Consider the following 25,036-nt stretch of genomic DNA (forward strand, 5'->3'; position numbering starts at 1 on the left):
CCTTCGGGCAAACCCGTAGCCACAAAAAGTCCGGGGCAAGAAAAAACCGGGCGGTTTGCACCGCCCGGTCCGGGTTGCTTCAGCGACGCCCTGCCATGACAGCAGGCAGGGCAAGCATCGATATCAGGTACCGATGCGGCCGCCGTCGTCCTTGGTGATGACCACGGTGGCCGAGCGCGGACGCTGGCCTGCACCGTAGCCGGCGTTGGACGGCCAGCGGCTGCCGTACTTGGCCGGGTCGGACAGGTCCGCCGCGGTGGTGTTCTCGCCCGGGTGCTGGACGTTCACGAAGATCGTCTTGCCATCGGGTGACTCGCAGATGCCGGTGATTTCCTGCTGCTTCGGACCGACCAGGAAGCGCTTCAGGGTGGCGTCGCTGGCTTCCTTGCCGACGTAGGTGTTCAGCGTCGTCGCACCACTGATGACCGTCTTGGTGCTGCCGTCGCCGACCTTGCCCGGCAATGCCGCCAGCATCATGCAGTTGGTGACGTCGGTGTAGGCGCCGTCATCGGTCTGGATCCAGCAGATGCCGGTGCTGGGCGTGAAGGCCAGGCCGTCGGGGCTGGAGAAGTCGTTGATGGCGGTGAGGCCCGACAGGTTCACACCCGCCGGCGAGGTTTCCTCGGCACCGAACAGGAAGACGTCCCACTTGAAGCTGGTCGCGGCCGGATCGTCACCGGTCTCGGCCATGCGGATGATGTGGCCGTGCACGTTGCCGCTCTGCGTGGCCGCACCCTTGCTGTCGGTGTAGGAGCGCGGGTTGGCGGTGTCGACCGTCGCCGTGGTGCGGCTGCTGTTGTTGGTCATGGTGAAGTACACCTCGCCGGTGGTCGGGCTGGTGGCGCACCACTCGGGGCGGTCCATCTTGGTGGCACCGACGGCATCGGCAGCCAGGCGGGCGTTCACCGCCACATCGGCCTGATCAGCGAAGGCATAGCTGGCGTAGCCGGCGATGGCCGGGTTGGTGATGGACAACTCGATCCACTCACCCGAGCCGTCCGGCTTGTACTTGGCGACGTAGAGCTTGCCGGTATCCAGGTACTTGTCGCCGGTGGCGACGCGGTTGGCGGCGGTGGCATCCGATGCGATCCAGGTCGCGGTGGACACCCACTTGTAGACGTATTCGCCCTGCGAGTCGTCACCCATGTACACCGCCAGCGGCTTGCCGACGACGGGGCGCGAGAAGGCGGCGCCTTCGTGCGCGAAGCGGCCCAGGGAGGTGCGCTTCTTGATGGCGACGGACTTGTTGTACGGGTCGATCTCGGTCAGGTAGCCCTGGCCGTTCATCTCGTTGCGGTAGTCGTCGGTGCCATCGGTGGACGCGCCGGTCTTGCTGTTGACCCAGCGGACGAAGCGGTCGTCGGCGCCCGCGGTCTGCCAGCCGTAGCGGCTGGCGGCACCCTGTGCGCGGCCGTAGCGGTTGAGCGAGGCGACGGTCTTGTCATTGCCGCGCGCAGCATTGTCGGCAGCACCGCGGGTGAAGTAGCCGGCCCAGTTCTCTTCGCCGGTCAGCAGCGTTCCCCACGGCGTCTTGCCGGTGCCGCAGTTGTTCAGCGTGCCGCGGGTCTTCTCGCCGGTGGTGGAGAACTTCGTCTTCAGCAGCGCATTGCCACGCGCCACGCCGGACAGCTCGATCTCGGTGTTGGGGGTGATGCGGCGATTGAAGGTGGAGTCCTGCACCACCGCGAACTTGCCGGCGGTCTTCTTCACCTCGACGATGGCCACGCCGTGGCAGTCGATTTCCTTGTCGGCCTCGCCGATCGGCCGCGGGTTGGCGCTCGGGCCGCTGGCGTGCAGGAACACCGGGGTGATGTACTCGTGGTTGATGCCCAGCAGCGCACGGTCGCTGGCGTTGGCATCCGGTGCGCCGGCCGCGGACAGGCCGAAGTACTCCATGCCGTCGTGGCAGTCGCCACTGCGCTGGTCGTAGCCGGTGTCGGTGCCGTCGTTCTTCGCGGCAGCGACGCCGGCGAACAGCGGGTCGCCACAGGCGTAGATGACGCTGGCGGTGTAACCGGCCGGCACGCTGAACGCGTCGGCCAGGCTCTTGGCGACCGGGTTGAAACCCAGCAGCTTCTCGGTCGGGGTCGTCGGGGTGGTGGGCGTAGCCGGCGCCGGGTCGTCACTACCACCGCAGGCAGCCAGGCCGAAGCTGCCGAAGAAGGCCAGGCCGGCACTGCCGACGCCGCCACGCAGCAGGCTGCGACGCGACATGCGGGCATTCAGCACGTCCTGGATGGATTCGTTGGGCGAAGTATTGTTGCCGATGTCGTCCGGGTCGATGCCCCCGTCGAACGGCACGAAGTTGTTTTTGCTCACTGCTGCTCCTTCACTGAAAAGTCGCTGGCAGTCTAGGAACCCAGTGTGAAACCCTTATTGCAGTCAGGTTAATCCGGACCAGTCGCGCGCTAACGCTGGTGCGCGATGCGCCGCGACAGCACGATCACCGGCAGCAGGCCCACCACCACGATGGTGAGCGCCGCCGTGGAGGCCTCGGCAAGACGCTCGTCCGACGCCAGGATGTAGGCCTGCGTCGCCAGCGTATCGAAGTTGAAGGGGCGCATCACCAGGGTGGCCGGCAGTTCCTTCATCACATCCACGAACACCAGCAGGGCGGCGGTCAGCAGGCTGCCGGACAACAACGGCCAGTGCACCCGGCGCAAGGTCTCGCCGCGCCCCGCGCCCAGGCTGCGCGCGGCCTCGTCCATGCTGGGCGTGATGCGCGCCAGGCCGGACTCGATGCTCTGCAGGGCAACGGTGAGATAGCGCACGAGGTAGGCGTACACCAGCGCCGCGATGCCACCGGTGAGCAGCAGGCCGGGGTTGTTGCCGGTGAGGCGCGCGATGGCTTCGGCCAGCGCGTTGTCCAGCCGCGCCACGGGAATCAGCACCCCCACCGCGATCACCGCGCCCGGCACCGCGTAGCCGAGGCCCACCACGCGGTTCGCAACGGATGGCCACGGCGAGCGTGCCAGCCGGGCGGCGTAGGCCAGCAACACGCCGAGCAAGACCGCGCAGGCGGCAGTGACGGCGGAGATCAGCGCACTGTTGTGCACCAGCTCGAAATAGCGTTCGCCGAACTGGGCGTCGCCCTCGACGATCGCCATGCGCAGCAACAGCCCGCCGGGCAGCAGGAAGCCGAAGACGATGGGCAGCACGCAGGACGCGGTCGCCAGCCAGGCCATCGCCCCCTGCAGCGGACGGCGATGCAGCACCCGCCCGCGTGCACCGGCGGCGTAGCGCGCACGGCCACGCGAGGCACGTTCCAGCAACAATACCAGGGCGACGACCGACAGCAAGGCAGTGGCGAGTTGGGCGGCGGCGATGCGGTCACCCAGCGAGAACCAGGCGCGGTAGATGCCGGTGGTGAAGGTCTGCACGGCGAAGTACTGCACCGTGCCGAAGTCGGCCAGCGTCTCCATCAGCGCCAGCGCCACGCCACCGACCACCGCCGGACGCGCAAGCGGCAGGGACACACGCCAGAAGTTCTGCCACGGCGTCAGCCCCAGCGAGCGGCCCGCCTCCACCAGCGAACCGGCGCGTTCCAGGAAGGCGCTGCGCGCCAGCATGTACACGTACGGGTAGAGCACGAACATGAACATCGCGCAGGCGCCGCCCAGCGAGCGTACGTCCGGAAACCAGTAGTCGGCGCGCGTCCAGTGGAAGGTCTCGCGCAGCCAGGTCTGCAGGGGCCCGACGAACTGCAGGAAGTCGGTATACACATAGGCCAGCACATAGGCCGGACAGGCCAGCGGCAAGACCAGCGCCCACTCCAGCGTGCAGCGGCCGGGGAACTCCAGCATGGTCGTGAGCCAGGCGGTGGTCACGCCCATGCTCGCCACGCCCAGCGCCACCACGATGCACAGCACCAGGGTGTTGAGCAGGTACTCGCCAAGCACGGTGTCGAGGAGATGGCGCCAGGTCTCACCGGTGCTCCAGTCCATCAGGCTCAGCGCGACGGCGAGCACCGGCATCATCACCAGCACGGCGACCGTCATCGCGGCCAGGGCCAGCGGATGCTCCTGCAACATGCGCAGGCGGCGGGGTGACGAAGTTGCAGGCGTGGCGTTAGGCACTGAAGGGGGAACGAGGGTGAACGGACGCGGCAGGCGCCGGAACGGGACAGATCCGCCGGCTGCAGGCATGCGAGGGCCGGCCATTATAATTTCGCCCAGCCCGCCGTCTTCCGGCGATTCCGAGCGACCGCCGCCGCATGACCCATCCGTCCGATCCCGCCACCTCATCCCCGCCCCTGCTCGACGCGCGCCAGTTGCGCCTCGGCTACGGCACCACGGAGGTCGTGCATGACGTGTCCTTCCAGTTGCAGGCCGGCAGCATCGCCTGCCTGCTGGGGCCGTCGGGTTGCGGCAAGACGACCATCCTGCGCTCGATCGCCGGCTTCGAGCGGCTGTGGGGCGGCAGCCTGCAGTTCGACGGCAAGGCGCTGGCCGGCGACGGCCTGCACGTGCCGGCCGAACGCCGCCGCATCGGCATGGTGTTCCAGGACTACGCGCTGTTCCCGCACCTGAGCATCACAGACAACCTGCGCTTCGGCCTGCGCGGGCTGGGCGCACGCGACCGCGCAGCCCGCGTACAGGACATGCTGCGGCTGGTCGGCCTGCTCGGCCAGGGTGACAAGTACCCGCACGAGCTGTCCGGCGGCCAGCAACAGCGCGTGGCACTGGCCCGCGCGCTGGCGCCGCAGCCACAACTGATCCTGCTCGACGAGCCCTTCTCCAACCTCGACGTGGACCTGCGCGAGCGCCTGTCCGCCGAGGTCCGCGACATCCTGAAAACGGCCGGCACCAGCGCCATCCTGGTGACACACGACCAGCACGAGGCCTTCGCGATGGCCGACGAGATCGGCGTGATGCACGCCGGCCGCATCCAGCAATGGGACAGCGCCTACCGCCTGTACCACCTGCCGGCCAACCGCTTCGTCGCCGACTTCGTGGGCCAGGGCGTCTTCGTGCCGGGCACCCCGCGTGGCCAGGACAGCGTGGAGATCGAGCTGGGCCTGTTGCGCTCCCGCCTGCCGGTGGAAGGTGACGGCACCCGGACGCTGGACGTACTGCTGCGCCCCGACGACGTGGTGCACGACGACGCCAGCCCGCTGCGTGCCGAGGTGCTGCACAAGGCCTTCCGCGGCGCGCAGATCCTCTACACCCTGCGACTGGCCAGCGGCACGCGGGTGCTGTCGCTGGTGCCCAGCCATCACAACCACGCCCTGGGCGAGCGCATCGGCATCCGCCTGGACGTGGACCACGTGGTGACGTTCAGCCACACGGCAGCCCGGCCCGTTGCCGCATGATTCCCTGGCTGGGCGACGAACCCCTGTTCCCGCCCGTGCGCCGCGCGCTGCGCGAGCCCAACGGCCTGCTCGCCGCCGGCGGCGCCCTCGACCCCGACTGGCTGCTGGCGGCCTACCGGCAGGGCATCTTCCCGTGGTTCTCGGCAGGTGAACCCATCCTGTGGTGGAGCCCGGACCCGCGCATGGTGGTCGTGCCGGCCGAGCTGCGCGTCACCCGCTCCCTGCGCAAGACCATCCGCAGCGGCCGCTTCCAGGTGCGCTGCGATACGAGTTTTCCCGCAGTCATGGCCGCCTGCGCCGCCCCGCGCAGCTACGCGCAAGGCACCTGGATCACCCCCGCCATGCAGGCGGCCTATTGCCGCATGCATGAACTGGGCTGGGCGCACAGCGTCGAAACCTGGGACGGCGACGAACTGGTCGGCGGCCTCTACGGCATGGCCCTGGGGCGGGTGTTCTACGGCGAATCCATGTTCCACCGCGCCACCGATGCCTCCAAGGTGGCGTTCGCCCACCTCGCCCGGTGGCTTGAAGAGCAGGGTTTCGTCGTCATAGACTGCCAGATGACGACCGCTCATCTCGCATCACTGGGCGGTCGGGAGCTGGCCCGCGACGACTTCGTCGCCGGCCTGCCAGACTGGACTGCAGAAGGTCGCGCACCCGGCCGCTGGCCGGCCGACGCGATGGCCCACCTGTCCCACCCCGATTTCGCTGCCGACTGGAGCTGAACAACCGCGATGTCACTGCTCAAGGACCTGCCCTATTCCTTCCTGCAGTTCTATGCGACCGCGCCCTACTCCTGCTCCTACCTGCCGGAGCGGACGGCGCGCTCGCAGGTGGCCACGCCCAGCCACATGATCGACAGCGCGCTGTACGGCGAGCTGGTGCGCAGCGGCTTCCGCCGCAGCGGCGTGTTCACCTACCGCCCCTATTGCGACAGTTGCCGCGCCTGCGTGCCGGTGCGCGTGCCGGTCGCGCGCTTCAGCCCCAACCGCACCCAGCAGCGCATCTGGCGCAAGCATTACCAGTTGTCGCCGCGCGAACTGCCGATGAGCTTCGACGAGGAGCACTACAAGCTGTACCAGCGCTACCAGCGCCTGCGCCACAGCGGCGGCGGCATGGACCAGGACAGCCGCGAGCAGTACACCCACTTCCTGCTGCAAAGCCATGTGGACACGCGGCTGGTGGAATTCCGCGAGGGCGACACGCTGCGCATGGTGTCCATCATCGACTGCCTGCCGGACGGGCTGTCCAGCGTCTACACCTTCTACGACCCCGACCAGACCCAGGCCAGCTACGGCACCTACGGCGTGCTGTGGCAGATCGAGGCCTGCCGCCAGATGGGGCGGGACTACGTGTACCTCGGCTACTACATCCGCGACTGCGACAAGATGAACTACAAGCGCCGCTTCCATCCGCTGGAAGGGCGGGTGCAGGGCCAGTGGCGCGAACTGGGCGAAGCCGACCTCGACGCACTGGGCTGAGGCTGCTCGCGCGGCGGTGCAGCACGGCTGCCAGCCTGAATCCTTGAATCTATATCTTCCGTGTCGCATTTCTCCAAGCCGGGGCGTCGCCGTTTTGTAACAATGTCGGCTTCGCCACGCCTGTCCGCCGGATAACGATGTCCAACGACCAGCCGTCCAACGAGGGTCTGCCGCGCCGCGTCCTGCTGACCGGCTGCTCCGGCACGCTTGGCACCGTGCTGCGGCCCTGGCTGCGCACACGCGTGGATCACCTGCGCATCTCCGACCTGGTGCCCCCCAGCCTCGCCCTGGAAGCCAACGAGGAATTCGTCGCCTGCGAACTGAGTGACCGCGACGGCATGCTGCGGTTGCTGGACGGCGTGGACGCCGTCATCCACATGGGCGGCGGCGGCAACGAGTTTTCCGCCGACGTGACGCTGCAGGCCAACGTGATCGGCACCTTCAACCTGTACCACGCCGCCCTTGAAAAGGGCGTCCGGCGCATCGTGCTGGCCAGCACCAACCACGCGACGGGTTACTACCCCGTGGGCGAAGTCGTCAGCCCTGACACGCCGGCCCGCCCCGACAGCCTGTATGCCGTCAGCAAGTGCTTCGGCGAAACCCTGTCACGCTACTTCTTCGATCGCCACGGCATCGAGACCCTGGCGATCCGCCTTGGCAGCGTCCGCCCCCGGCCGACCTTCCGGCGCGAACTGATGACCTGGCTCTCGCATGGCGACTTCACCCACGCGGTGGAACGCGGCCTGGTCGCCGCTCCGCTCGGCCACGCCATCATCTACGGCGTGTCACAAACCGACACCCCCTGGTGGCGCGACGACGACAGCAGGCGCATCGGCTTCACCCCGCGCGACTCGGCGGAAACCTTCCGCGCAGAGATAGAGGCGAGAGAAGATACCCATCCGCCCGGCCACTCGATGCGGGTGTGGCAGGGCGGCACGTTCACCGAGTACGACTACCGCGCGCCGCAAACGCCCAAGCCGCGCCCCTGACGTCGGCCGGGTGGCCCGGCCACCCGTGCCGCCTCAGAAGATGTCCGGCTCGTCCGTCGGCGCATCACCCTCCAGGAAATCGAAATCGCAGCCTTCGTTGGCCTGCGTCACATGCTCGATGAACAGCCTGCCCCAGCCACGCCGGTAGTGCGGCGCCGGGCGCTGCCATGCGGCCCGGCGCGCGGCCAGTTCGTCCTCGTCGACCAACAGGTCCAGACGCCGCGCCTCGACGTCGATGGCAATCAGGTCACCGTCCCGCACCAGGGCGAGCGGTCCGCCGATGTGGGACTCCGGCGCCACGTGCAGCACACAGGCGCCATAGCTGGTGCCACTCATGCGCGCGTCGGAAATCCGCAACATGTCGCGCACGCCGGCGGCCAGCAGTTTCTTCGGGATCGGTAGCTGTCCCCACTCCGGCATGCCCGGTGCGCCTTGCGGCCCGGCGTTGCGCAGCACCAGCACGCTGTCGGCATCGACATCGAGATCCGGGTCATCGATGCGCGCCGCCATGTCGGCACGCGTATCGAACACCAGGGCGCGCCCGGTGTGCCGCAGCAGGTGCGCTTCGGCGGCGGCAGGCTTGATGACTGCGCCATCGGGCGCGAGGCTGCCACGCAATACCGCCAGCCCGTCGCAGGCGACGAGCGGATCGTCACGCCGCCGGATGACTTCGTCATTCACGCAGCTGACGCCGGCGATGGCTTCGCCCAGCGTCACGCCCGCCACCGTCACCGCGTCCAGGTGCAGCAGATCGGGCAGGCGCGACAGCAGTGCGCGCAAACCGCCCGCATAGTAGAAATCTTCCATCAGGAAGCGGCCGGCGGGCCGCAGGTCCGCCAGCACCGGCGTGCGTCGCGCCAGCTCATCGAAGCGGTCCATCGTCAGCGGCACGCCTGCACGCCGCGCCATCGCCACGAGGTGGATCACCGCGTTGGTGGACCCGCCCAGCGCCAGCACGGTGGTGATGGCATTGTCGAAGGACCGCGCGTCCAGCAGGCTGCGTGGCGTGATGTCCTGCCACACCATGTCGACGATGCGCCGGCCGCATGCCACGGCCATGCGTGCATGCCCCGCGTCGGCCGCGGGGATCGATGCGGCACCGGGCAGGCACAGCCCCAGCGCCTCCACCGCGCTGGTCATCGTGGAGGCCGTTCCCATCGTCATGCAGTGGCCGGGCGAACGGGCGATGCCGTTCTCGATTTCCTCCCAGTCCTGCTCACTGATACGGCCACTGCGCAGTTCGTCCCAGTACTTCCAGGTGTCGGAGCCTGAGCCCAGGTGCTCGCCGCGCCAGTGCCCGCGCAACATCGGGCCGGCCGGCATGAAGATGGCGGGCAGGTTCATGGAGAGCGCGCCCATCACCAGCGCGGGCGTGGTCTTGTCGCAGCCCCCCATCAGCACCACGCCGTCCACGGGGTGGGAGCGCAGCAACTCCTCCGTCTCCATCGCCAGGAAATTGCGGTAGAGCATCGTGGACGGCTTCTGGAAGGGTTCGGAGAGCGACATCGCAGGCAACTCCACCGGGAAGCCGCCGGCCTGCCAGATGCCACGCTTCACTTCCTCCGCACGCTGGCGGAAGTGCCCGTGGCAGGGGTTGATCTCGCTCCAGGTGTTAACGACGGCAATCACAGGCTTGCCGGCATAGTCTTCGCGGGCGTATCCCATCTGGGCACTGCGGGAGCGATGGCCGAAGGCACGCAGCGTGGGCACCCCGTACCAGCGGTGACTCCTCAGATCTTCCGGGCGCTTGCGCTGCATAGTTTTTCTCCTGACCTGCGCGTGTTCAACATAGAATGCTTTGCACCCAAGTCCTTGTCATGCAAGGTTTCGGGCCAAAACAAAACAACAAGGTTGCCTGACAATCCGGCAGCACGCCAGCCGGTGGAGCGGGCTCCACAGGAGTCAACACGATGTCCGAGTTACCCATCATCCGACCAGCGCAAACGGTCAACCGGGTCGACACCGTTTATGCCGGCATCATCGAGGCGATGGTTAACGGCGAATATCCGGAAAACAGCCGCCTGCCCACCGAGACGGAACTGGCCCAGCATTACGGCGTATCCCGGCCAACCGTCCGCGAAGCGCTGTCGCGTCTGCGGCTGGACGGCCTCATCGCATCGCGGCGCGGCTCCGGCAGCTACGTACTGCGCCGCCCCGACCGCAACATCAAGCGCTTCGCGCCCATCGAAAGCCTGGCGGATGTGCAGCGTGTGTTCACCTTCCGCATCGCGCTGGAATCGGCAGCCGCAGGCCTCGCCGCCGAGCAGCGTTCGGCGCACGACCTGGAAGAGATCAACGTCGCGCTGGAGCAGCTCAACCGCGTCAGCGTCGAGGAATCCCTCGGCGTGGAAGAGGACCTAGCCTTCCACCTCGCCATCGCGCGTGCGTCACACAACGTCTACTTCGCCACTGCGCTGGAGATGATCGGCGAGCAGATGCGCGTGGGCATGAACCTGTCGCGCAGCCTGTCGCTGGAGAAGAGTCGCGCACGTCGCGAACTGGTGCAGGCCGAGCACCTGGAGATCGTCGCCGCCATCGAGCGCAAATCTTCGTTCGAAGCTGCAGAGGCGATGCGTCTGCACCTGGGCGGAGCCAAGCGGCGACTGTTCGAGGGACCGCAGTAGTCCCCTGCGCAGGACCACGCCTCGCACGGAATTTCCGTTTCCTTCCATTTTCGTATCTATTTCCGTATCCATGTCCACGACAGCGCAACCGCGTGCGCTGTCGCCGTTGCGCAACAGCGGCGTTGCGTAACAGGATTCCACCCCGCCCACAAGGCGTCGCCCAGCGACCTGGACACGACGCCGGCCTGTGGTCACCACGCCCCTCCGCGAGCGCCGCGCCCTCCCCCGTTCCGGGAACACCGCTGAAGGCTGCACGGCACCAGGTCCGTCGCCGTCCCGACCCTCGCCAGAACTGCCTATTGCGGTCTACCCGAACCTTCATCCGTGCATGCACCAAGATGATTCCGACATGAAATGCGACAGCCGGACAGCCGCTGCAAAACCCGTTGTGCGCCATACCTTGAGCGACGGTGGAATGGTGGTATCTTTGCCGGCGGCCTCGGGGTGCAGCAACCACAGCACCCATCGCCGGAGCCCCCGGCACAAAGGTCCTGACCTCATTCCTCCTCCTCGCCGGAGGGGGGTTCACTTGGAAAGTTGTTACTTGTTACACGAGGAGACTCAAAGAATGATGCGTGTTTCGAAAATGGTAGTGGCCATGATGGCAGCCGGTGCGGTCGCCTCAGCTTCGGCAACCGAATTCCGTTCGGCCGACATCCACAACAGTGACGACTATCCGACCGTCACCGCGGTGAAGTTCATCAGCGAGCAGCTTTCCAAGTCTTCCGGCGGCAAGCACTCGATCAAGGTGTTCAACAAGGGTGCCCTGGGTTCCGAAAAGGAAACCATCGACCAGGTCAAGATCGGCGCGCTGGACATGACCCGCGTGAACATCAGCCCGATGAACTCGATCTGCTCCAAGACCAACATCCCGGTGCTGCCGTTCCTGTTCCGCTCGGTCGATCACCTGCACAAGGTGCTGGACGGCGCGATCGGTGACGAAATCGCCAAGGACTGCGAAGCCCAGGGCTTCGTGCTGCTGGCCTTCTACGACTCGGGCGCCCGCTCGATCTACTCGAAGAAGCCGGTCAAGACCGTTGCCGACACCAAGGGCATGAAGCTGCGCGTGCAGCAGTCCGACCTGTGGGTTGCCGTGGCCAACGCCATGGGCGCCAACCCCACCCCGATGCCCGCCGGTGAAGTCGTGACCGCCCTGAAGACCGGCCTGGTCGACGCGGCTGAAAACAACTACCCGTCCTACGGCTCGGGCTTCCGTCACTTCGAAGCAGCCAAGTACTACAACCTGACCGAGCACTCGATGGCTCCGGAAGTCCTGCTGTTCTCGAAGGTCGTCTGGGACAAGCTGCCGAAGGCCGACCAGGACGCCATCCGCGCTGCCGCCAAGGCCTCCGTCCCCTTCAACCGTACCGCCTGGGCGGCTTACGAGAAGAAGGAAAAGGACATGGTCGTCGCCGCTGGCACGATCATCGAAACGGTCGACAAGAAGTCCTTCCAGGACGTCATGGGCCCGGTCTACGACAAGTTCGCCAACACGCCTGACCTGAAGCGTCTGGTGAAGGCCGTCCAAGACACGAAGTAAGCTTCTCCAGCAACTGTCCTACCTTCCGGCCGGGCTCTCCGGCCGGAAGTCCTCCTGCCTCACCGGAGTTCCCCGATGTCATCATCAACCTCGCTGTTCACCCGCATCTGTGCGGGGCTGTCGAAGGCTTGCCTGATACTGGCCGTCATCGGCCTGATCGCCATCATCCTGGCAGTGCAATCACAGGTCTTCGGACGCTACGTCCTCAATGACACACCGACCTGGGCCGAAGCCCTGTCGATGCTGTTGATCCTTTATGTCACGGCTTTCGGCGTTGCCGTCGGCGTGCGCGATGCCGGCCACATCGGCCTGGAATCCCTCGTCGTACTGCTGCCGGAATCACTGCGTCTCAAGATCGAAATCCTCATCCACGTGTGTGTCGGTGTTTTCGGAGCCTTCATGGTCCAGAGCGGCTACATGTGGACCACGCTGAAATGGACTGATATCAAGCCCATGCTCAACGTGCCCTCCGGCATGGACTACCTGCCCCTGGTGATCGCCGGAGCGCTCATCGTCCTGTTCTCCATCGAACACATCATCGCCCTGCTGCAGGGCAAAGAGGTCGAGCCAGCATGGAACTGACAGTTCTCACCCTTAGTTTCATCTTCTTCCTGCTGATCGGCGTCCCGGTTGCGTTCTCGATCGGCCTGTCCTCCATCTGCACCATCATCGCCGCCGGCCTGCCGGTGGCCGTGGTGTTCCAGAAGATGGTGGGCGGCATGCAGGTGTTTTCCTTCCTGGCCATCCCGTTCTTCATCTTCGCCGGTGAGCTGATGCTCTACGGCGGCATCGCCGATCGCATCGTCAAGTTCGCCAACAGCATGGTGGGCCACGTGCGTGGCGGCCTGGGCATGTCGAACGTGCTGGGCTGCACGCTGTTCGGTGGTGTCGCGGGCTCCCCGCTGGCCGACGTGTCGGCGATGGGCTCGGTGATGATCCCGATGATGAAGCGCGAGGGTTACGACGCCGACTACGCGGTCAACGTCACCACCCACGCGGCCCTCGTCGGCGCGCTGATGCCGACCAGCCACAACATCATCATCTACACGCTGGCCACGGCTGGTCTTGCCGCGGTAAGCGTGTTCGACATGATCCTCGGCGCACTGGTCCCGGCCCTGATCCTCACCGTCGCCAACCTGATCGCCGCCTACTACGTGGCCGTCAAGCGCGGCTACAAGACCCACGGCGTGTTCCCCGGCTGGGGCGTGGTGATCTCGACCTTCCTGGGGGCCCTGCCCGGCCTGGCGGTGATCTTCATCATCCTGGGCGGCATCCTGTCCGGCGTGTTCACGGCAACCGAGTCCGCAGCCACCGCCGTATTCTGGGCGCTGCTGGTGACGATCTTCGTGTACCGCTCGCTGAGCTGGGAGAACTTCCTGAAGGCCTGTGCCAAGGCGTGCAAGACCACGGGCGTGGTGCTGCTGCTGATCGGCATCTCGTCGGCCTTCGGCTACTTCCTGGCCCTGTACGACGTGCCGGAAAAGGCGGGTGCCTTCATGCAGTCGATCACCAGCTCGCCGTGGGTGGTGTTCCTGATGATCAACATCATCCTGTTTCTGCTCGGCACCTTCCTGGACATGGCGGCGACCATCCTGATCTGCACGCCGATCTTCCTGCCGATCGCCATGCAGTACGGCATGAACCCGACCCAGTTCGGCATCATGATGCTGATCAACTGCGCGCTGGGCCTGAACACGCCGCCAGTAGGGACGACACAGTTCGTCGGCTGCGCGATCGGGGAGATATCGGTCGGCCAGGTGATGAAGTCCATCCTGCCGTTCTACGGCGCGCTCACCGCCACGATGCTGCTCGTCACCTACGTGCCGGCCTTCTCGCTGTGGCTGCCGGAGACGATGAAGTCGGTCCTGAACTGACCGCTGTCGCTCCGCAAAAGAACCCCCGGCTGCCGCTAGGCGCCGGGGGTTTTTCTTTGGATCTGCAAAATCTTGTTGGAAGACGTCCGCAGCGCTCGCGGACAGTCAGGGCTTGCCGCAACTCCCCTCAAGGATGACGCCCCCGTCGCCGTTAAAACGATCCTGATTAAACGTTTGCACAGGGCCATCGACCCGGTGTGGCACCGGCCAGGAGCCGGAAAGGGAGCAGCATGAAATCGAGCAAATCCGCACGCAGTGCCAATCTCAAGGGCCTGCTGACGCTCAATATCAATCGTCGCATCTGGTTGCTGGTCGGACTGGCCATGCTGACCTTCGCGGCCGCTTCCAGCTTCGCGTTGCTGGGCCTGAAGCGGGTGCAGGCCGGCGTCGACGAACTGGCCAAGGATGCCTACGCACGCGTCAGCCATGTCAATGCGCTGCGCGACGCCTACCAGAACATGCAGCTCACGGTATTCGAGCTGGCCGGCAACGCCGACACCAGCAAGGCAGCGGGCATTACCGCGCGCGTCAACGCCTTGCAGGAACAGGTGTTCAAGGCCGTCAACGACTACGACGCACAGGCCGTGGGCGACACCGACCGCGCACTGATGACCGATGCGAAGACCAGCCTCGTGCCCTACCTCACCAAGCTGGAACAGGTGAAGACGCTGTCGACGATGGGCGAGCCGGCCATGGCGCTGGGCGTGCTGAACGCCCAGGTGCTGCCGCTGCACCTCAAGCTCTCCGCCGCCCTGGACAAGGTGGTGAGCTTCAACAACGAGCATGCGAACGAGGTCGCCCAGTCGGCGGAACGGGCGTATCGCGCCACCGTGGGGTCGCTGATCTCGGCCGTGGTGGTCGGCATGATCGTCATCGCCGTGGTGGGCTTCTTCCTCGGCCGCTCGATCACCAAGCCGCTGAGCACCATGCAGCGCGCCATCACGCGTACCGCCGACGATCTCGACTTCACCGAACAGATTCCGGTGAAGAGCCAGGACGAGATCGGCACCACGCTGACCGCCTACAACCGCCTGATGCAGCGCCTGCGCGAGAGCTTCGGCGAGATCCAGCGTGGCGTTGCCAGCCTCGACCGCTCCAGCAGCGAGATCGACGCCACAGCGCGCAACATCGCCGAGAACTCGTCGGCCGAAAGCGATGCCGCCGCCTCCATGGCCGCTGCGGTGGAGCAGATGACGGTCAGCGTGTCGGTGATCGCCAGCCGCGCCCAGGACGCCGCGCAGTTCACGCAGACCTCCGAACAGACGGCCGACCGCAGCGCCGAGGTGATCCTGTCCACCGTGGAAGGCATCCAGGCCATCTCCGGCTCGGTGGAAGAGGCCTCCGGCCGCATCGCCGCCCTGCAGCAGAGCAGCAGCAACATCTCGGCGGTGGCGCAGATGATCCGCGAGATTGCCGACCAGACCAATCTTCTGGCACTGAACGCTGCCATCGAAGCCGCCCGCGCCGGCGAGCAGGGCCGTGGCTTTGCCGTGGTGGCCGATGAAGTGCGCAAGCTGGCCGAGCGCACCGCCAACTCCACGCAGCAGATCGGCAGCCTGATCGAAGCCATGCAGGCCGGCGCCCGCCAGGCCGTGGAATCCATGGACCGCGCGGTCGACGAGGTGAAGCGCGGCCAGGCCAATGCCGTCACCGCCGGCGACGCGATCCGTGAGATCCAGCAGGGCTCGCGCGAAGTCGCCGCGGCGGTGGACGAGATCACCGTGGCGATCCGCGAGCAGGCCTCCACCAGCACGGCCATCGCGCAGCAGGTCGAACACATCGCCCGCATGAGCGAGCAGAACTCCGCTGCGGCACAGACCTCGGCCTCGTCCGTGCAGCACATGGTGCAGATCAGCCAGGGCATCGCTGGCGCGGTGGCGAAGTACAAGGTGTAGAAGAAAGAGCTCGCGCTCGCGGGTTGCTGCTGAAAAGGCGCCTTGTGGGGCGCCTTTCGTCTTTCAGGCATCGCACTCGGAACCCGACCAGGAGATAGCAGGAGATTTCTTCAGAGTCCGGGGCAAATGGAACTGCTCGGGGCGGTGAGCCACCGGTCAGGGTTGTTTGCCAAACCTGCTCAGGGCCCACGAAAGGTCCGCATCTCCCTCATCAGCGCATGCGTTTCAGGACGAGCCTGTTGACACCACCTCGCGCACCCTACGACCGGGACTATGAGCAGCTCGGTCACACCACAACGCGGGCACTCAGACCGTATCGTTTTTTCTTGAGGCAGGCGGAATCTCCCCGGAACGCCCGCTCGATTTCATTCGCATGCCGTCCCCATCATCGGACTGAGTCCACCTCTGGGGAGAACACCATCCACTCTTCGTCCTTCGGAAAGTACCCCTTGCGTGGGCACTGGTAGGGCGCGTGACTTCCCCAGCCCAGTGCGCGCTTGATGAATCCACCGGAGGAATAGCGGGAATATGCTTCGAGCACCGGCTTTCCGGTTGCAACGTGTGTGTAAACCCGGCGACTCTCCCCGATCGGGATTGGCCATTTCTGCAGGAGACGCCATTGACTCTGGGGGCTATCGATAATGTCGTCCCACGCCCGGCTCTGGCGCTCGATGAGCTCTCCTCGCATGGCAATCTCTTCGGACGTAAGTTTTCGTCTTATTTCAGGCAGCCTGATTGGATTGCCTCTTTCATCGAAGAACGCCCCTGGTCCGACAGGCACGGGCCCGTAGAACTTGATCTCCGGCATCTCCCTGCACAACCTTTTGAAATCCTGTGCGCCGATGATTTCGTCCAGAAACGGTGCCGTCAGCCATATGGGGCACAAAAGCACGGCGACCGCTTCGCGCCCCTTCCAATGACGGATGAGCGGATGGATTGCCTTGCTGAAAATCAGATACCCCAGAAGCATCCAGACAGCCATCGCCACCAGAACAACCAAAGCAATCACACCGTTCTCCTTGGAAACAAGGCCAACCCGACAAGGGCGCCAAGCTTGGTAGCGGCACCGCCCGGATCATCCCGGAGGAATCGGAAATACGTAAGCAGGACTTGATCGCCGCCCCTCTCTGCCTCACGCATCAATCACTGCAGCGCCCCGCCCATCTCCGTGCCGCCAAAGAAAAACGCCCGTCCCGCGCGAGGCGGAACGGGCGTCGAGGTCGCGTGACGCGAGGTCGGACCTGATCAGTGGAACAGGTTCGGCAGGGTCATCGACACGGCGGGGATGAAGGTCACCGCGAACATGGTGGCCGCCAGTGCGAGGTAGAACGGCCAGATGCTGCGCATCACCTTCTCCACCGATATGTCGGCGATGGCGCAGCCGATGAACTGCGTCGTCCCCACCGGTGGCGTGTTCAGGCCCAGCGCGCAGTTCAGCAGGATCATGATGCCGAACTGCGTTGGATGCATGCCGTACTTCATGGCGATCGGCAGGAAGATCGGCGTGCACACAAGGATGGTCGGCGCCATGTCCAGGAAGGTGCCGAGCAGGAACAGGATCAGGTTGATCATCAGGAAGATGACCCACGGCTTCTCCGAGATGGTGGCCAGCGCGGCACCGGTGAGTTCGGCGATCTGGTAGTAGGCGATGAAGTAGCCGAAAGTCGCCGAGATGCCGATCAGCGCCAGCACCACGCCGGTCTTCTTCACCGCGTGCGCCAGTGCCGCCACGAACTGCGGGAAGCTCAGGCTGCGATACACCAGCGTGGTGAGCAGCAGGGCATACAGCACGGCGATCGACGCCGACTCCGTCGCGGTGAATACACCGGACAGGATGCCGGTGACGATGATCACCACCACGAACAGGCCCGGCAATGCCGCCGCCATCGTGCGCCACACCGTCGGCCAGCCCGGGAACACGCCCTTGCCATAGCCGCGCTTGACGGCCATGTAGTAGGCCGCGGCCAGGTTGCACACCATCAGGATCAGCGCCGGCACGATGCCCGCCAGGATCAGCGAAGTCACCGAGGCCATGCCGCCGCAAGCCAGCGTGTAGATGATGATGTTGTGCGAGGTCGGCATCAGCGCGCCGACCAGCGAGGCGTGCGTGGTGACGTTCACCGCGTAGTCGGCGTCGTAGCCTTCGCGCTTCATCGCGGGAATCAGCACGCCGCCCATCGCGGACACGTCGGCCACCGGGGAACCGGACACGCCACCGAACAGCGTGCAGGCCACCACGTTGGTCATGCCCAGGCCACCGCGCCAGTGCCCCACCATCGACTTGGCGAAGTTCACGATGCGGTCGGCGATGCCGCCCAGCAGCATGAGTTCACCCGCGAAGATGAAGAAGGGAATCGCGAGGAAGGTGAAGACCTGCATGCCGCCCGTCATCTTCTGGAAGATCACCGCCATCGGCAGGCCTTCGTACAGGATGGTGGCGACGGCGGAAATGCCGATCGCGAAAACAACGGGCACGCCAATGACCAGCGCCCCCAGGAAAACGCAGCTGAGGATGATCAGTGCCATGACGGTTGCACCTCCACGCCCTTGACCAGCGCGATGATGTGTTCAATGGAGAAAAGCGCGATCAGCACACCGGCGATCGTGATGGGAATGTTGAAGAGGCCCTCGGGAAGCCCGAGCGTGGGAATCTTCTGGTCCATGGCACTGCGCGCCAGGAGCTGACCGTTGTAGGTCATGCACGCGCCGAAGCCCGCGACGATCGCGTGGATGAAGATCTCCAGCCATTTCTTGTAGGGCTGCGGGCAGATCGCCAGCAGCGACTCCATGCCGATGTGGCCGGCGTCGCGAACGCCGACCGCCGTGCCCAGCATGGTCACGTACAGCACCAGCAACAGGGCCAGCGCCTCCGCCCACGTCGGCGTGTCGTTCATGACGTAGCGGCCGAACACCTGGTAGAGCACGCAGAGGATGATCAGACCCAGGCCGAAGGTCGCGATCATCAGGCAGTACCGGGATAGTGTTGCGCAGATCTTTGTGTACATGTCTGCGATGTCCTTCCTGAGAAACCTGAGAAACAAAATGAAGGAACCCGGCCAGGTAGTCCTGCCGGGTTCCGTTTCAACTACTTACTTGACGTCCTGGATGCGCTTGACCAGATCCTTCATGCGCGGCGAGGTGACGAACTTCGCGTACACCGGTGCCATCGCGTCCTGGAAGGGCTTCTTGTCGACATCCACGAAGGTGGCGCCGCCCTTCAGCACGATGGCCTCCGAGGCCTTCTCGCGCTCTGCCCACAGCTTGCGCTGCACGTCGGTCGACTCCCGGGCGGCGTCGGCAATCAGCTTCTGGTCGGCCGGGCTCAGCTTGTCCCAGATCACCTTCGAGAAGATCACCATTTCCGGGCTCATCAGGTGCTCGGTACGGCTGTAGAACTTGGCCGACTCGAAGTGCTTGCCGCTCTCGTACGACGGGACGTTGTTCTCCGCGGCGTCGATCAGGCCGGTGCGCAGGCCCACATAGACTTCACCCATGGGCATCGGCGAGGCATTGGCACCCATCGCGCTGGCCATGGCGACCATCAGGTCGGACTGCTGCACGCGCAGCTTCATGCCCTTGGTGTCGGCCAGGGTCTTGACCGCCTTCTTGGCGTAGATGGAACGGGTGCCGCTGTCGTAGTAGGCCAAGCCGACGTAGCCCTTGGCGTTGCACGAGCTCAGGATTTCCTGGCCGGCGGCGCTGTCCAGCGCCTTGTGCATGTGCTCGGCGGAGCGGAACAGGAAGGGCAGGCTGGGAACGATCGTCTCTTCGCAGATGTTGTTCATCAGGTTGCCCGGCACGCGGGCCATGGCCAGCGCGCCCATCTTCACCTGCTCGACCACTTCCTTCTCGGAGCCCAGGGTGCCGTTCGGATACACCTTCAACTCGATGCGGCCGTTGCTGCGCTTGGCTAGCGTCTCGCTCATGTGACGCAGCGCCTTGGTGTTGGGGTAGTCCTCGCCCCAGATTTCCGACACTTTCAGTTCAACTTTGGACTGCGCGAAGGCGGTCCCCATGAATCCAACTGCCAGTAGTGCAAAAACAAGCTTGGTGGCTCGCATGTTGTTCAGTCTCCAATCATTGATGCCGTCGTACTGTCGGCTTCTCAGCCGGCGCAAGGAACGAGAAATGCTGCGTTGCATCACTACTACTTTGGTGCAACGCGTCCCGTTGTTGGCAGGAAACTATCACGCAGCGAAAACCAAGAAATCGTTTATTGGCGGTTTGGATTTCCTTATCCGGGGAGACCTGATCCCGCTCAAAAACCTTATATAACCATATGAATTTCTGATGATTTATGGCGAATCGCCGCATGCAAAAGGCGTCGCGACGGATTTGTCAAACATTCCGCACGGTTATTGATTGCGCTGCATCAAGCTTTGGTGATGCCGATCGCCAATTAATCCGCCCATGGAACTTATTGTGCATCGCAGCACAAAACCAGCTCCCGCCTGGCGAACTCATGCACAAAAGAGCGGGATGGGCCGTCGAAGGACTCAAATCGCCTCGCCGCAGCTACGGACACGCGTGTCTTGCGGCCCCTCGCAAAGCGGAAGGAACAGGGTGGCCGCCTTATAATGGCGGCCTCATGCCGGTCATCCAGCGCCTCCCCGAAGTCCTCATCAACCAGATCGCCGCCGGCGAGGTCGTCGAACGGCCCGCCTCGGTGCTGAAGGAATTGCTGGAAAACAGCCTGGACGCCGGCAGCCGCGCCATCGAAGTGCAGCTCCAGCAAGGCGGCATCAAGCAGATCCGCGTTGCCGACGACGGTTGCGGCATCGACCGCGAGGATCTGGCGCTGGCGCTGGAACGCCACGCCACCAGCAAGATCACCTCGCTGGAAGACCTCGAGGCAGTCGACACCATGGGCTTCCGTGGCGAGGCACTGGCCGCCATCGCCTCGGTGGCGCGTACCCGCATCCTCAGCCGCGCAGCCGGCAGCAGCCATGCCTGGAAGGTCAGCGAGCACGACCGCAGCCCGGCTCCGGCAGCGCTCAACGGCGGCACGGTGATCGAGGTGGAAGACCTCTATCACAGCACGCCCGCGCGCCGGAAATTCCTCAAGAGCGATGCCACCGAGTTCGGTCACTGCGACGACGTGTTCCGCCGCATCGCCCTGTCGCGCGCCGGTGTCGGCTTCCAGCTCGCCCACAACGGCCGCGTGTCCTTGCGCCTGGCGGCCGGCGGCATGGAGCGCCGCGTCCGTGAATTGCTGGGCGACGAATTCATGCAGCACGTGCGCGAGGTGGACGTGGAGGCCGGCAGCCTCAGGCTCACCGGTTTCGCCGCCCTGCCCGCCTACTCCAAGGCCAGCCGCGACGCCCAGTACTTCTACGTGAACGGCCGCTTCGTGCGCGACAAGCTGATCTCGCACGCGGTGCGCGAGGCCTATGCCGACATCCTGCACGGCAGCCGGCACCCGGCCTTCGTGCTGTTCCTCGACCTGGACCCGGCGACGGTGGACGTGAATGTGCACCCGGCCAAGACCGAAGTGCGCTTCCGCGAATCGCGCGCGGTGCACCAGTTCGTCTATCACGGCCTGCAGCGTGCGCTGGCGGCCTCGGTGCAGGTGGCGCCGCTGCCCGAGCCCATGTCCGTGGTGGCGTACAGCGTGCCGGAGCAACAGCGTCTCGCGGTGGAAGAGCCGGCGCTGGCAGGCTACTTCACCCGTCCGGCGGCGGCACCGGCGTTCGCGACGCCCGGCCCCTCGTTGCGCGACACCAGCTACGCCAGCACGCCGACACTCACGCCGCGGCCCTTCGGCAATCCGGCATCGATCCCGCTGCCGACCACGACGGAGGGTGCGCCGCTGGGCTATGCCGTGGCGCAACTGCATGGCGTCTACGTGCTGGCCCAGAACGCCAGCGGCCTGGTGCTGGTGGACATGCACGCTGCGCACGAGCGCATCCTCTACGAACAACTGAAGCAGGTGGTCGATGGCAGCCCCGCCATCCAGCGCCTGTTGATTCCCGCGGTGTTCGGTGCCAGCGCCGGCGAGATCGCCACGGCCGAAGAACACGGCGACGTCCTGGCGCAGATGGGCTTCGAAGTCGCCGCGGCCGGCCCCAACGAGCTGGCCGTGCGCACGGTGCCCAGCCTGCTGGCGCGCGCCAATGTCGCCGACCTGTTGCGTGCCTTGCTCGCCGACCTGCGCGACCATCCGGCCAGCGCGGTCATCACCGAGCGCCGCAACGAGTTGCTCGCCACCATGGCCTGCCACGGTGCCGTGCGCGCCAACCGGCAGCTCACCATCCCGGAAATGAACGCCCTGCTACGCGACATGGAAGCCACCGAGCGCGCCGACCAGTGCAACCACGGCCGCCCGACCTGGGTACAGCTGTCGATGAACGAGCTGGACAAGCTCTTCATGCGCGGCCAGTAATAAAGACAGACACAACAAACAGAAACGGCCCGCGGACAGCCCACGCCGGCCAATAGCCTCCATCCTTTCCGACATGCAACTCGATCGCATCCTCCAGTCCCAGGGCTTCGGCAGCCGCAAGGAATGTCGCGCCCTCGTGCGCGACGGCCTCGTGAAGATCGCCGGCCAGGTCATGACCGACCCCTTCGTCGAACTCGACACCAGCGGCCTCGTCTTCGAGATCGACGACTGGGAGTGGGAGTACGCCGACCAGGTCTACATCGCGCTCTACAAACCCGTCGGCTACGAGTGCTCGCACAAGCCCAAGCACAACGCCAGCGTCTACACCCTGCTGCCGCCGCCGCTGGTGAACCGCAACGTGCAGAGCGTGGGACGTCTCGATGTCGATACCACCGGCCTGCTGCTGTTCTCCGACGACGGCCAGTTCATCCACGCGATGAGCTCGCCACGCCGCCACATCACCAAGAGCTACCGCGCCACCACCCCGCAGCCCATCGAGCCGGGCCTGATCGAAAAGCTCATGGAGGGCGTGCAGCTGCTGGACGAACCTGAACCGGTGCGCGCGCTCGCCGCCCGCCAGACAGGCGAACAGGAACTGGAGCTGCTGGTCGACCAAGGCAAGTACCACCTGGTCAAACGCATGGTCGCCGCAGCCGGTGGGCACGTGGAAACGCTGCACCGCTTCGCCATGGGCGAGCTGTCGCTGGAAGCCGGTGTGCTGCCCGAACTGGAAGAAGAGGACTGGTGTTACCTGCGCCCGCAACATCTGTCGCTGCTGGGCTTCGTGGACAAGAGCGATCGGGCTGGCGCATGAGCGAAGGCAAGAAACTCTCCCTACCGCGCAAGGCCGCCACGCCGGACACCAGCAAGCAGCGCAGCGTCGGCCCCAGCGGCCCGCGGGCACGCAAGCTGCAGGAGGCACGGCAGCCGGCCAGGACGGCCCCCGCGGCACCGCCCCCTCGCCCCAGCCGACCGGTAGCGGCCGATCCGGACGGCCCGCAACGCCTGTCCAAGCGCATGACCGAACTCGGCCTGTGCTCGCGACGCGAGGCGGACGACTACATCGCCCGAGGCTGGGTGCGTGTCGACGGCGTGGTGATCAGCGAACTGGGCAGCCGGGTGCTGCCGCACCAGCAGATCGAACTGGACCGCGCCGCCCAGGCCATGCAGGCGCAACGCGCCACCGTATTGCTGAACAAGCCGATCGGCTACGTGTCCGGCCAGGCGGAAGACGGCTACGAGCCGGCCGCCGTGCTGGTCACCCCCGACAACCAGTGGGAAGGTGACGTCAGTGGCCGCCAGCTGCACGGCTTCCTGCGCAATCTGGCGCCCGCCGGCCGCCTGGACATCGACTCCACAGGCCTGCTGGTGCTGACTCAGGACGGCCGCATCGCCAAGCAGCTCATCGGCGACGACAGCGAGGTGGACAAGGAATACCTGGTGCGCGTACAGGGGCACCTGGACGACAAGGGGCTGCGCCTGCTCAACCACGGCCTGACGCTGGACGGCGTGAAACTCCGCCCCGCGCAGGTGAGCTGGCAGAACGAAGACCAGTTACGCTTTGTCCTGCGTGAAGGCCGCAAGCGCCAGATCCGCCGCATGTGCGAGCTGGTGGGGCTCACCGTCGTGGGCCTCAAGCGCGTGCGCATCGGCCGCGTGAAGCTCGGTATCCTGCCCCCGGGACAATGGCGCTTCCTCGGCACCGACGAATCTTTCTGACCAGCTTCTGACTCCCGAAAGACCCTACCCCATGAACGTCATTCCCACCGCCCTGCCTGAAGTCCTGATCATCGAGCCCCGTGTCTTCGGGGATTCGCGCGGCTTCTTCATGGAGAGCTTCAACGCGCAACGCCTGCGTGACGCCGCCGGCATCGACCTGCCCTTCGTGCAGGACAACCATTCGCGCTCCGGCCGCGGGGTACTGCGCGGCCTGCACTACCAGATCCAGCAGGCGCAGGGGAAGCTGGTGCGCGTCACGGCCGGCAGCGTGTTCGACGTGGCGGTGGACATGCGCCGCAGCTCGCCGAACTTCGGCAAGTGGGTGGGCGTGGAGCTGACCGGCGAGAACCATCGCCAGCTGTGGGTGCCTGCCGGTTTCGCGCACGGCTTCCTGGTGCTGTCCGAGAGCGCCGACTTCCTCTACAAGACCACCGACTACTACGCGCCCGAGCATGAGCGCAGCCTGGCCTGGAATGACCCCACGGTCGGTGTCGAGTGGCCCCTGCAGGGTCTGGAACCCCAGTTGTCCGCCAAGGACATCGCCGGCAAGCCGCTGGCGGACTGCGAGACCTATCCCTGAGCCGGGCCTGCTCCGCCACGGGCGCTGGCGCCGACTCAAGGGCAGCGCCAGTGCCGGGAACCGGGGTTAAGATTCAGGGGCTTTCCGCCCATCGACTTTCGCGCGATCCACAGCCATGAAACACATCCTTGTCACCGGCGGAGCCGGCTACATCGGCTCCCACACCTGCCTGGAACTGCTGGGCGCCGGCTTCGAGGTCGTCGTCGTCGACAACCTGTGCAACAGCAAGGCAGAATCCCTGCGCCGCGTCGAGGAACTGGCCGGACGCAGGATCGCCGCGTTCCACCGCGTGGATATCCGCGACCGCGCTGCCCTGCGCGAAGTATTCGCGGCCCACACGATCGATGCCGTGATCCACTTCGCCGCGCTCAAGGCCGTCGGTGAATCCGTCGCCCAGCCGCTGCGTTACTACGAGAACAACATCGCCGGCACCGTCGCCCTCACCGAAGTGATGGCGGAAGCCGGGGTGAAGAGCATCGTCTTCTCGTCCTCCGCCACCGTCTACGGCGACCCGGCCAGCGTGCCGATCCGCGAGGACTTCCCGACCGGCCCGACCAATCCGTACGGCCGCACCAAGTGGATGACCGAGTTCGTCCTCGGCGACCTGGCCGTCGCCGACAAGGACTGGCGGGTCGCCCTGC

Annotated in this window: 21 protein-coding genes; 14 read left to right on the plus strand and 7 right to left on the minus strand. The window is 65.6% G+C overall.

Annotated features, from left to right (window positions below):
- Positions 1 to 123: 123 nt before the first annotated feature.
- Positions 124 to 2,319, minus strand: a complete 2,196-nt coding sequence (locus VVD47_RS08125; RefSeq protein WP_327602901.1) for a PhoX family protein — start codon at positions 2,317 to 2,319, stop codon at positions 124 to 126.
- Between the two features lie 89 nt (positions 2,320 to 2,408).
- Entirely contained in the window at positions 2,409 to 4,031 is a 1,623-nt protein-coding gene (locus VVD47_RS08130; RefSeq protein WP_327602902.1) for an ABC transporter permease, read from the minus strand.
- 182 nt (positions 4,032 to 4,213) lie between these two features.
- On the opposite strand from VVD47_RS08130, the gene VVD47_RS08135 reads away from it, so the two are divergent.
- The 4 genes from VVD47_RS08135 (at position 4,214) to VVD47_RS08150 (ending at position 7,781) form a co-directional block, all read left to right on the plus strand.
- Entirely contained in the window at positions 4,214 to 5,311 is a 1,098-nt protein-coding gene (locus tag VVD47_RS08135; protein ID WP_327602903.1) for an ABC transporter ATP-binding protein, read from the plus strand.
- Positions 5,308 to 6,036 (plus strand): leucyl/phenylalanyl-tRNA--protein transferase, encoded by a 729-nt coding sequence (gene aat, locus VVD47_RS08140; protein ID WP_327602904.1) that lies wholly within the window; start codon positions 5,308 to 5,310, stop codon positions 6,034 to 6,036. The genes VVD47_RS08135 and aat overlap by 4 nt, the downstream gene beginning before the upstream one ends.
- Before the next feature lie 15 nt (positions 6,037 to 6,051).
- On the plus strand, positions 6,052 to 6,792 hold the full coding sequence (locus VVD47_RS08145) for an arginyltransferase (RefSeq protein WP_327603203.1): 741 nt from the start codon (positions 6,052 to 6,054) through the stop codon (positions 6,790 to 6,792).
- Positions 6,793 to 6,929: 137 nt separating this feature from the next.
- Positions 6,930 to 7,781, plus strand: coding sequence for an NAD-dependent epimerase/dehydratase family protein (locus VVD47_RS08150; protein ID WP_327602905.1), 852 nt, complete (start codon positions 6,930 to 6,932; stop codon positions 7,779 to 7,781).
- A 33-nt stretch (positions 7,782 to 7,814) separates the two neighbouring features.
- Here the strand turns inward: VVD47_RS08150 and araD are convergent, their stop codons facing one another.
- On the minus strand, positions 7,815 to 9,539 hold the full coding sequence (gene araD / locus VVD47_RS08155; RefSeq protein WP_327602906.1) for an L-arabinonate dehydratase: 1,725 nt from the start codon (positions 9,537 to 9,539) through the stop codon (positions 7,815 to 7,817).
- Positions 9,540 to 9,691: 152 nt separating this feature from the next.
- Between araD and VVD47_RS08160 the strand changes: the two genes are divergently transcribed.
- From VVD47_RS08160 to VVD47_RS08180, 5 genes are all read left to right on the plus strand, one after another.
- Positions 9,692 to 10,405, plus strand: a complete 714-nt coding sequence (locus tag VVD47_RS08160) for a FadR/GntR family transcriptional regulator (protein ID WP_327602907.1) — start codon at positions 9,692 to 9,694, stop codon at positions 10,403 to 10,405.
- Positions 10,406 to 10,973: 568 nt separating this feature from the next.
- Positions 10,974 to 11,945 (plus strand): TRAP transporter substrate-binding protein, encoded by a 972-nt coding sequence (locus VVD47_RS08165; protein WP_327602908.1) that lies wholly within the window; start codon positions 10,974 to 10,976, stop codon positions 11,943 to 11,945.
- A 75-nt stretch (positions 11,946 to 12,020) separates the two neighbouring features.
- Positions 12,021 to 12,527, plus strand: a complete 507-nt coding sequence (locus tag VVD47_RS08170) for a TRAP transporter small permease (protein WP_327602909.1) — start codon at positions 12,021 to 12,023, stop codon at positions 12,525 to 12,527.
- Positions 12,518 to 13,819: a TRAP transporter large permease gene (locus VVD47_RS08175; protein WP_327602910.1), complete on the plus strand. Its 1,302-nt coding sequence runs from the start codon at positions 12,518 to 12,520 to the stop codon at positions 13,817 to 13,819. Before VVD47_RS08170 ends, VVD47_RS08175 begins: the two co-directional genes overlap by 10 nt.
- 230 nt (positions 13,820 to 14,049) lie before the next feature.
- Complete coding sequence (locus tag VVD47_RS08180; RefSeq protein ID WP_327602911.1) at positions 14,050 to 15,714, plus strand: methyl-accepting chemotaxis protein; 1,665 nt, start codon at positions 14,050 to 14,052, stop codon at positions 15,712 to 15,714.
- A gap of 385 nt (positions 15,715 to 16,099) precedes the next feature.
- Here the strand turns inward: VVD47_RS08180 and VVD47_RS08185 are convergent, their stop codons facing one another.
- The 4 genes from VVD47_RS08185 to VVD47_RS08200 all read right to left on the minus strand — a co-directional run bounded on the left by VVD47_RS08185 (position 16,100) and on the right by VVD47_RS08200 (position 19,730).
- Positions 16,100 to 16,723, minus strand: coding sequence for a hypothetical protein (locus VVD47_RS08185; protein WP_327602912.1), 624 nt, complete (start codon positions 16,721 to 16,723; stop codon positions 16,100 to 16,102).
- A 236-nt stretch (positions 16,724 to 16,959) separates the two neighbouring features.
- Entirely contained in the window at positions 16,960 to 18,240 is a 1,281-nt protein-coding gene (locus VVD47_RS08190; protein ID WP_327602913.1) for a TRAP transporter large permease, read from the minus strand.
- Complete coding sequence (locus VVD47_RS08195) at positions 18,231 to 18,677, minus strand: TRAP transporter small permease (protein WP_327602914.1); 447 nt, start codon at positions 18,675 to 18,677, stop codon at positions 18,231 to 18,233. Before VVD47_RS08195 ends, VVD47_RS08190 begins: the two co-directional genes overlap by 10 nt.
- 126 nt (positions 18,678 to 18,803) lie before the next feature.
- Positions 18,804 to 19,730: a TRAP transporter substrate-binding protein gene (locus VVD47_RS08200; RefSeq protein WP_327602915.1), complete on the minus strand. Its 927-nt coding sequence runs from the start codon at positions 19,728 to 19,730 to the stop codon at positions 18,804 to 18,806.
- Positions 19,731 to 20,302: 572 nt separating this feature from the next.
- Here VVD47_RS08200 and mutL point away from each other — a divergent pair.
- The 5 genes from mutL to VVD47_RS08225 form a co-directional block, all read left to right on the plus strand.
- Entirely contained in the window at positions 20,303 to 22,096 is a 1,794-nt protein-coding gene (mutL, locus tag VVD47_RS08205) for a DNA mismatch repair endonuclease MutL (protein WP_327602916.1), read from the plus strand.
- Between the two features lie 73 nt (positions 22,097 to 22,169).
- A complete protein-coding gene (locus VVD47_RS08210; protein WP_327602917.1) occupies positions 22,170 to 22,910 on the plus strand; it encodes a pseudouridine synthase in 741 nt (246 codons plus the stop codon).
- A complete protein-coding gene (locus tag VVD47_RS08215) occupies positions 22,907 to 23,815 on the plus strand; it encodes a pseudouridine synthase (RefSeq protein WP_327602918.1) in 909 nt (302 codons plus the stop codon). The genes VVD47_RS08210 and VVD47_RS08215 overlap by 4 nt, the downstream gene beginning before the upstream one ends.
- A gap of 31 nt (positions 23,816 to 23,846) precedes the next feature.
- A complete protein-coding gene (gene rfbC, locus VVD47_RS08220; protein ID WP_327602919.1) occupies positions 23,847 to 24,395 on the plus strand; it encodes a dTDP-4-dehydrorhamnose 3,5-epimerase in 549 nt (182 codons plus the stop codon).
- 115 nt (positions 24,396 to 24,510) lie between these two features.
- Positions 24,511 to 25,036, plus strand: a 526-nt coding sequence (locus tag VVD47_RS08225) for an SDR family NAD(P)-dependent oxidoreductase (protein WP_327602920.1), incomplete at its 3' end; no start/stop codon positions are given.

Source organism: Uliginosibacterium sp. H1, assembly GCF_036017065.1.
Taxonomy (GTDB): Bacteria; Pseudomonadota; Gammaproteobacteria; order Burkholderiales; family Rhodocyclaceae; genus Uliginosibacterium.